The 6,665-nt window shown below is 62.0% G+C and carries 5 protein-coding genes; 3 read left to right on the top strand and 2 right to left on the bottom strand.

What is annotated here, in order from left to right; translation table 11 throughout:
• Window positions 1-186: 186 nt before the first annotated feature.
• A complete protein-coding gene (trmA, locus tag DW49_RS0120240) occupies window positions 187-1,272 on the bottom strand; it encodes a tRNA (uridine(54)-C5)-methyltransferase TrmA (RefSeq protein WP_005620583.1) in 1,086 nt (361 codons plus the stop codon).
• Window positions 1,269-2,564: an NCS2 family permease gene (locus tag DW49_RS0120245; RefSeq protein ID WP_005620582.1), complete on the bottom strand. Its 1,296-nt coding sequence runs from the start codon at window positions 2,562-2,564 to the stop codon at window positions 1,269-1,271. The genes trmA and DW49_RS0120245 overlap by 4 nt, the downstream gene beginning before the upstream one ends.
• 264 nt (window positions 2,565-2,828) lie before the next feature.
• On the opposite strand from DW49_RS0120245, the gene DW49_RS0120250 reads away from it, so the two are divergent.
• Genes DW49_RS0120250 through DW49_RS0120260 form a run of 3 tightly spaced genes read left to right on the top strand, consistent with a single transcriptional unit; the run spans window position 2,829 to window position 6,543 of the window.
• Complete coding sequence (locus DW49_RS0120250) at window positions 2,829-3,359, top strand: (2Fe-2S)-binding protein (RefSeq protein ID WP_005620581.1); 531 nt, start codon at window positions 2,829-2,831, stop codon at window positions 3,357-3,359.
• Entirely contained in the window at window positions 3,356-4,345 is a 990-nt protein-coding gene (locus DW49_RS0120255) for an FAD binding domain-containing protein (RefSeq protein ID WP_005620579.1), read from the top strand. The genes DW49_RS0120250 and DW49_RS0120255 overlap by 4 nt, the downstream gene beginning before the upstream one ends.
• Window positions 4,342-6,543 carry a xanthine dehydrogenase family protein molybdopterin-binding subunit gene (locus DW49_RS0120260; RefSeq protein ID WP_005620578.1) on the top strand — a complete coding sequence of 734 codons (2,202 nt, stop codon included), beginning with the start codon at window positions 4,342-4,344 and terminating at the stop codon, window positions 6,541-6,543. The genes DW49_RS0120255 and DW49_RS0120260 overlap by 4 nt, the downstream gene beginning before the upstream one ends.
• Window positions 6,544-6,665 lie beyond the last annotated feature (122 nt).

Consider the following 6,665-nt stretch of genomic DNA (forward strand, 5'->3'; position numbering starts at 1 on the left):
GGCATGCGACGCGGAGCGTCACACGATAGTGAGGTTGTTGTTCCGCGCGCTCCAGCCCAGACACCTATCGTTCCTCACGCTCCAGCGTAGGAATGCCTTGGGTGACGCTCTGCGTCAAAGATTTGCGCTGCGCCGCGCATTGAAGACCGGACGCGGAGCGTTGCACGATGGTCAGTCAGATAAGCCTCAACGCCTGACCAGCAACACCCCCGATTCCGTATGGTGGGTATACGGAAACTGGTCGAACAGGGCGCAGCGTTCTACCCGGTGGGTGTCGTGCAGTTGGGCGATGTTGGCGGCCAGGGTTTCGGGGTTGCAGGAGATGTATAGAATACGCTCGAAGCGGCGGGTCAGTTCGCAGGTGTCCGGGTCCATGCCGGCGCGGGGCGGGTCGACGAAGACGCTGCCGAAATCATAGCTTTTCAGGTCCACGCCCTGCAGACGGCGGAACGGGCGCACTTCGTTCAGCGCCTCGGTCAATTCCTCTGCCGACAGACGCACGAGGGTGACGTTGTCCACGCCGTTGTCATCCAGATTGCTCAGCGCGGCGTTGACCGAGGTCTTGCTGATCTCGGTCGCCAGCACCTTGCGCACGCGGGTGGCCAGCGGCAAGGTGAAGTTGCCATTGCCACAATACAATTCCAGCAGGTCGTCTTGACGCTCGCCCAGTGCATCAAAGGCCCAGTTGAGCATCTTGCCGTTCACCGTGCCGTTGGGCTGGGTGAACGCGCCTTCTGGCTGGCGATAGCTGAAGGTGCGGCCAGCCACGTCGAGTTTTTCAGTGACGTAGTCATGGCCGATGACCAGTCGCTGACCTCTGGAACGACCGATCAGGCTCACGTCCAGCTCTTTCGCCAGCGCCTCTGCTTCAGCCAGCCACTCATCGTCCAGCGGCCGGTGATAGCACATTGTGATCATGGCATCGCCCGCCAGCGTGGTCAGAAAATCCACCTGGAACAGCTTGTGGTTCAACGTCGGGCTGGCTTCCCAACGCTCGCGCAGCACCGGCATCAGCGCGTTGATGCGCTCGCTGGCAATCGGCAGGCCTTCGAGCAGGATCGGCGTCTTGTTGTTGCCCGGCGCGAACATCGCGTAATAGCGCTTCTGGTCTTCGCGCCACAAGCGAAACTCGGCGCGCAGCCGGTAATGCTCGCGCGGTGAATCAAACACCTGCGGCTCGGGCGCGTCGAACGGTGCCAGCAACTCACGCAGGCGGACGGTTTTTTCTTCGAGCTGACGGTCGTAGCTCGCAGGGTCGAAAGGAACACTCATGCGTTGAACCAGCCCAGCTTGATCACGAACAAAATCGACAGGATCACCAGCGCGGAATTCAGCTCACGCCAGCGTCCCGACAGGACTTTGATCGCTGTCCAGGAAATGAAGCCAAAGGCGATGCCGTTGGCGATGGAATAGGTGAACGGCATCGCCAGCGCGGTGATCACCACCGGTGCTGCGACGGTGATGTCGTCCCAGTCGATCTCGGCCAGGCCGGAAGCCATCAACACCGCGACGAACAGCAGCGCCGGTGCGGTGGCAAAAGCAGGCACGCTGCCAGCCAACGGGGCGAAGAACAGCGCCAGCAGGAACAGCACGGCGACGACCACGGCAGTCAGCCCAGTGCGGCCACCGGCACTCACGCCCGCCGCCGACTCGATGTAGCTGGTGGTGGTCGAGGTGCCCAGCAGGGAACCGGCCATTGCCGCAGTACTGTCGGCGATCAGCGCACGGCCCATTTTCGGCATGTGCCCGTCCTTGCCCATCAGCCCGGCGCGCTTGGCGACGCCGATCAACGTGCCGGAGTTATCGAAGATATCCACGAACAGGAACGCGAAGATGATGCTGACCAGGCCGACATCCAGTGCGCCCATGATGTCCAGTTGCATGAAGGTCGGTGCCAGCGACGGCGGCATCGACACCACGCCGCCGAACGGCGTGAAGCCCAGACCGATGGACACCAGCGTGACGGCAAGAATGCCGATCAGCACGGCGCCGCGCACTTTGAGGTGGTCCAGCGCTACGATCAGAAAGAAACCCAGGGTGGCGAGCACCGGAGCAGGCTGCTTGAGGTCGCCCATGCCGATGATGGTGGCCGGGTTGCTGACCACAATGCCGGCGTTGTGCAGGGCGATGAGTGCCAGAAACAGGCCGATACCGGCGGCAATGGCCGAGCGCAGGGGCAGGGGGATGCTGTTGATGATCCATTCGCGAATGCGGAAGATCGACAGGATGAAGAACATCACCGCCGAAATGAACACTGCACCCAGCGCCACCTGCCAGCTATGGCCCATGTGCAGCACAACGGTGTAGGTAAAGAAGGCGTTCAGGCCCATGCCCGGTGCCAGGGCGATCGGGTAGTTGGCGATCAGGCCCATCACCGTCGAGCCGATGGCCGCTGCCAGGCAGGTGGCAACGAACACTGCGCCCTTGTCCATGCCGGTTTCGCCGAGGATGCTCGGGTTGACGAACAGGATGTAGGCCATCGCCAGGAAAGTCGTGACGCCCGCAAGAATCTCGGTTCGCACGTTGGTGTTGTGTACCTTGAGTTGAAACAGCCTTTCCAGCATGTCTGGCTCTCCGTGACGCGGCGCGCGTCGTGAATGATCGACTCCAACAGCAAAGCACAGACTGCAGCGGCAGCCCGTTTGATTTTTGCAGGTCGGAAAAAGCCGCGCATCATACCAGCAGCGTGTCGGGATGGCTGCCTGTGGATCACGCCCTTTCGATGATCAGTACGCTCATCCATAAAGCCTGAACGTTGCATACCTCACGAAGTCCCACCCTCAAGACGCATAAAAATGCGCTAAGCGAATGCCTACCGTGAGGTTTCCATGAGTGCAACAACCCCGAACCCGAAGGATTTCGCGACCCACGCGATCTCGCTGACCCTCAACGGGCAGCCCCGCCAGCTTGATGTGCTGCCCTGGACCACCCTGCTCGACCTGCTGCGCGATCAGCTCGATCTGGTCGGCACCAAGAAAGGCTGCGACCACGGCCAGTGCGGCGCTTGCACCGTACTGCGCGACGGGACGCGCATCAATGCCTGCCTGACGCTGGCGATCATGTGTGACGGCTCCGAGCTGACCACGATCGAGGGCCTGGCCAATGGCGAGCAACTGCACCCGATGCAGCAAGCCTTCATCAAGCACGACGCGTTCCAGTGCGGGTATTGCACGCCGGGGCAGATCTGCTCGGCCGTCGGACTTGCCAACGAAGGCCGCGCCAGCACCCGCGCCGAAATTCAGGAACTGATGAGCGGTAATCTGTGCCGTTGCGGTGCCTACAGCAATATTCTGGCCGCCGTCGAAGAAGCGCTGCCACAGTTTCACAATGCGGCACCCAAGCCGGAGGTGAACGCATGAACCCGTTTACCTACAGCAAGCCGACCGACGTCAGCGCGGCCGTCAACCTGAGCGGACCCGCCACACGCTTTATCGCGGGCGGCACCAATTTGCTCGACCTGATGAAAGAAAACGTCACTCAGCCCGAGCACCTGATTGATATCACCGGCCTGCCGTTGCGCGATGTCAGCGAGACGGCGTCTGGTGGGCTGATGATCGGGGCGCTGGTGAGCAACGCCGATCTGGCGTATCACCCGTTGATCGAAGCTCGTTATCCGTTGCTGAGCAAGGCCGTGCTGGCGGGTGCCTCGCCGCAACTGCGCAACATGGCCAGCACGGGCGGTAACCTGTTGCAGCGCACCCGTTGCTATTACTTCTACGACACCGGCGTGCCGTGCAACAAGCGCGAGCCCGGCACCGGTTGCCCCGCACGTGATGGCCTGAATCGCAACCACGCGATCCTCGGTGCCAGTGACGATTGCGTTGCCACGCACCCGTCGGACATGTGCGTGGCGCTGGCTGCGCTGGACGCCGTGGTGCATGTCGAAGGGCGAGCAGGCAAGCGGACTATCGAGTTCGCAGACTTCCATCGTTTGCCTGGCGATGCGCCACAGCGCGACAACCTGTTGGCCGACGATGAGTTGATCACTGCCATCGAGCTGCCGGCCGAAAGTTTCGCCAGCCATAGTGCGTACCTGAAAATACGTGATCGTGCTTCTTATGCGTTTGCGCTGATATCTGCCGCTGCGGCCTTGAGTCTGGAAAATGGCGTGGTGCGCGACGTGCGCGTGGCGCTGGGCGGGGTGGCGCACAAGCCTTGGCGTGACAAGGAGGTCGAACGCCTGCTGATCGGCAAGCCGGTGACCCGCGAGAACTTCGCCGCCGCCGCCGACGCCATGCTCAAAGATGCGCAGCCGCTTGCGCAAAACGGTTTCAAAGTCAGACTGGCCCGCCGCGCGATCATTCGTGCCCTGAGCGATGCCGCAACAGGAGAGAGCGCCCAATGAATCAGCCATTTTCGCCAATGGGCAAACCCGTGGACCGCGTTGACGGCCGACTGAAAGTAACCGGCGGCGCACGTTACGCCGGTGAGTACCCGGAAGAAGGCCTGCTGCATGGCAGCGTGGTCTCCAGCACCATCGCCAAGGGTCGCGTGCTCAACATTGATATCAGCGAAGCGCTGAAAGTGCCCGGCGTTGTGGTGGTGCTCGATCACAGCAATCGCCCGTCGCTGGCCAGCTACGACGAGAATTACGAAGACGCCGACTCGGCGGATGGTTCGCCGTTTCGCCCGCTGTATAACGACAACGTGCTGTACAGCGGTCAGCCGCTCGCGCTGGTGGTGGCCGAGACGCTTGAACTGGCGCGGCATGCCGGTTCGCTGGTGCGTATCGAGTACGAACAGGCGCCCCACGAGACCGATCTGCAGGCCATGCTCGACACAGCCTACGACGCGCCTGCAGAACTGCCACCACCGCGTGGCAATTTCGAGGGCGAGCTGGCAAGTTCGGCGCTGAGTGTCGATGTGACCTACAGCACGCCCAGCGAATACCACAACCCGATGGAACCGCACGCATCGACCGTTCTGTATCAGGCAGACGGCGGCTTGCAGATTCATGACAAGACCCAAGGCCCGCAGAACTGTCAGGACTACCTGCACAAGGTTTTCGGCCTGGAGAAGGACAAGATCCGCGTACTGGCTGCGTTTGTCGGCGGTGCTTTCGGTTCTGGTCTGCGTCCGCAATATCAACTGCCTCTGGCGGTGATGGCCGCGCTGCACCTGAAGCGTTCGGTGCGCCTGACCCTGACCCGCCAGCAGATGTTCACCTTTGGTTATCGCCCGCGCACTGTTCAGCGCTTGCGTCTGGGCGCTGCTGCCAATGGTCGTCTGCTGGCCGTGGGGCACGAAGCCATCGGCCAGACCTCGCGTTTCGAGGATTTCAGCGAGCACGTCGTGGAATGGAGCGGCATGCTTTATCACTGCGACAACGTGCAACTGACCTACAAGCTGGTGCCGCTGGATGTATTCACGCCGCTGGACATGCGCGCGCCGGGCGCCGCATTGGGGATGATCGGTCTGGAATGCGCGATGGACGAACTGGCCTGCGCGCTGGCCATCGATCCGGTGCGCCTGCGCCTGACCAACTACGCCGAGCGTAACGGCAACGAAGACAAGCCGTATTCCAGCAAGGAACTGCGCGAGTGCTACCGCCAGGGCGCCGAGCGGTTTGGCTGGGAGCGCCGCAACCCGGAACCGCGCAGCATGCGTCAGGGTCGCCAACTGGTCGGCTGGGGCATGGCGGGCGGTGTCTGGGAAGCAATGCAGATGAAAGCCAGCGCCAAAGCGCGTCTTGAAGCGGATGGCACGCTGGTGGTCAGCAGCGCCACGACCGACATCGGCACGGGGACGTACACCGTGATGACGCAGATTGCGGCTGAGTCTGCGGGTATCGATGTCGAGAACGTCACCTTCCTGCTGGGCGACTCTTCATTGCCGACCGCGCCGTTGCAGGGCGGCTCGTTTACGGTGTCGTCGGTGGGCACGGCGGTGCAGCAGGCGTGTCAGGCGTTGCAGCGTCAGGTGCTGGAAGTGGCCAAAGGGCTGCATCCGCAGTTTGCGTCTGTTACGCCGGATGAAGCTCGTTTTGAATCAGGCAAGCTGTACCTTGGCGATCAGGTGCTGTCGATGGCAGAACTGGCGGCGTCTCAGGCCAGCGGCGTGATCGAGGTACAAGTGGACGCCGAGCCGGATAAGAAGCGCGAAGCCTACGCGGCGGCGACGCATTCGGCGGTGTTCGTCGAAGTGCTGGTCGATGAGGACCTGGGCACCATCAAGGTCAGCCGTGTGTTCAGCGCTGTAGCGGCGGGCCGGGTGGTCAATCCGAAGATGGCACGCAGCCAGATTCTGGGTGGCGTTGTCTGGGGCATGGGCATGGCACTGCAGGAAGAATCCCTGCTTGACCACACACTGGGCCGCCCGATGAACCACAGCCTGGCCGAGTACCACGTTCCGGTGAACGCAGACATCGGCGACATAGGCGTGCTGTTTGTCGAAGAACATGACGACATCGTCAACGCGCTGGGCTCCAAGGGCGTGGGCGAAATCGGCATCGTCGGTGTGCCGGCAGCGATAGCCAACGCCATCTACCACGCAACGGGTAAACGGATACGCGAGTTTCCGATAACGCTGGATAAGTTGTTGTAGCAGTACCTGCTTCCCGTGGGAGCTTGCTCGCGAAGAAAGACTGGCTGATCAGTAGGTATTCAGCGTCTGCACCGGCCTCTTCGTGAGCAAGCTCCCTCCCACAAGGACACTGTGCACATGGC

This window comes from Pseudomonas avellanae BPIC 631, assembly GCF_000444135.1.
Taxonomy (GTDB): domain Bacteria; phylum Pseudomonadota; class Gammaproteobacteria; order Pseudomonadales; family Pseudomonadaceae; genus Aquipseudomonas; species Aquipseudomonas avellanae.

Excerpts from the sequence above, each read along its gene's own strand:
- trmA (WP_005620583.1), bottom strand. The coding sequence starts at position 1,272 with ATGAGTGTTCCTTTCGACCCTGCGAGCTACGACCGTCAGCTCGAAGAA.
- DW49_RS0120255 (WP_005620579.1), top strand. The coding sequence starts at position 3,356 with ATGAACCCGTTTACCTACAGCAAGCCGACCGACGTCAGCGCGGCCGTC.
- DW49_RS0120245 (WP_005620582.1), bottom strand. The coding sequence starts at position 2,564 with ATGCTGGAAAGGCTGTTTCAACTCAAGGTACACAACACCAACGTGCGA.
- DW49_RS0120260 (WP_005620578.1), top strand. The coding sequence starts at position 4,342 with ATGAATCAGCCATTTTCGCCAATGGGCAAACCCGTGGACCGCGTTGAC.
- DW49_RS0120250 (WP_005620581.1), top strand. The coding sequence starts at position 2,829 with ATGAGTGCAACAACCCCGAACCCGAAGGATTTCGCGACCCACGCGATC.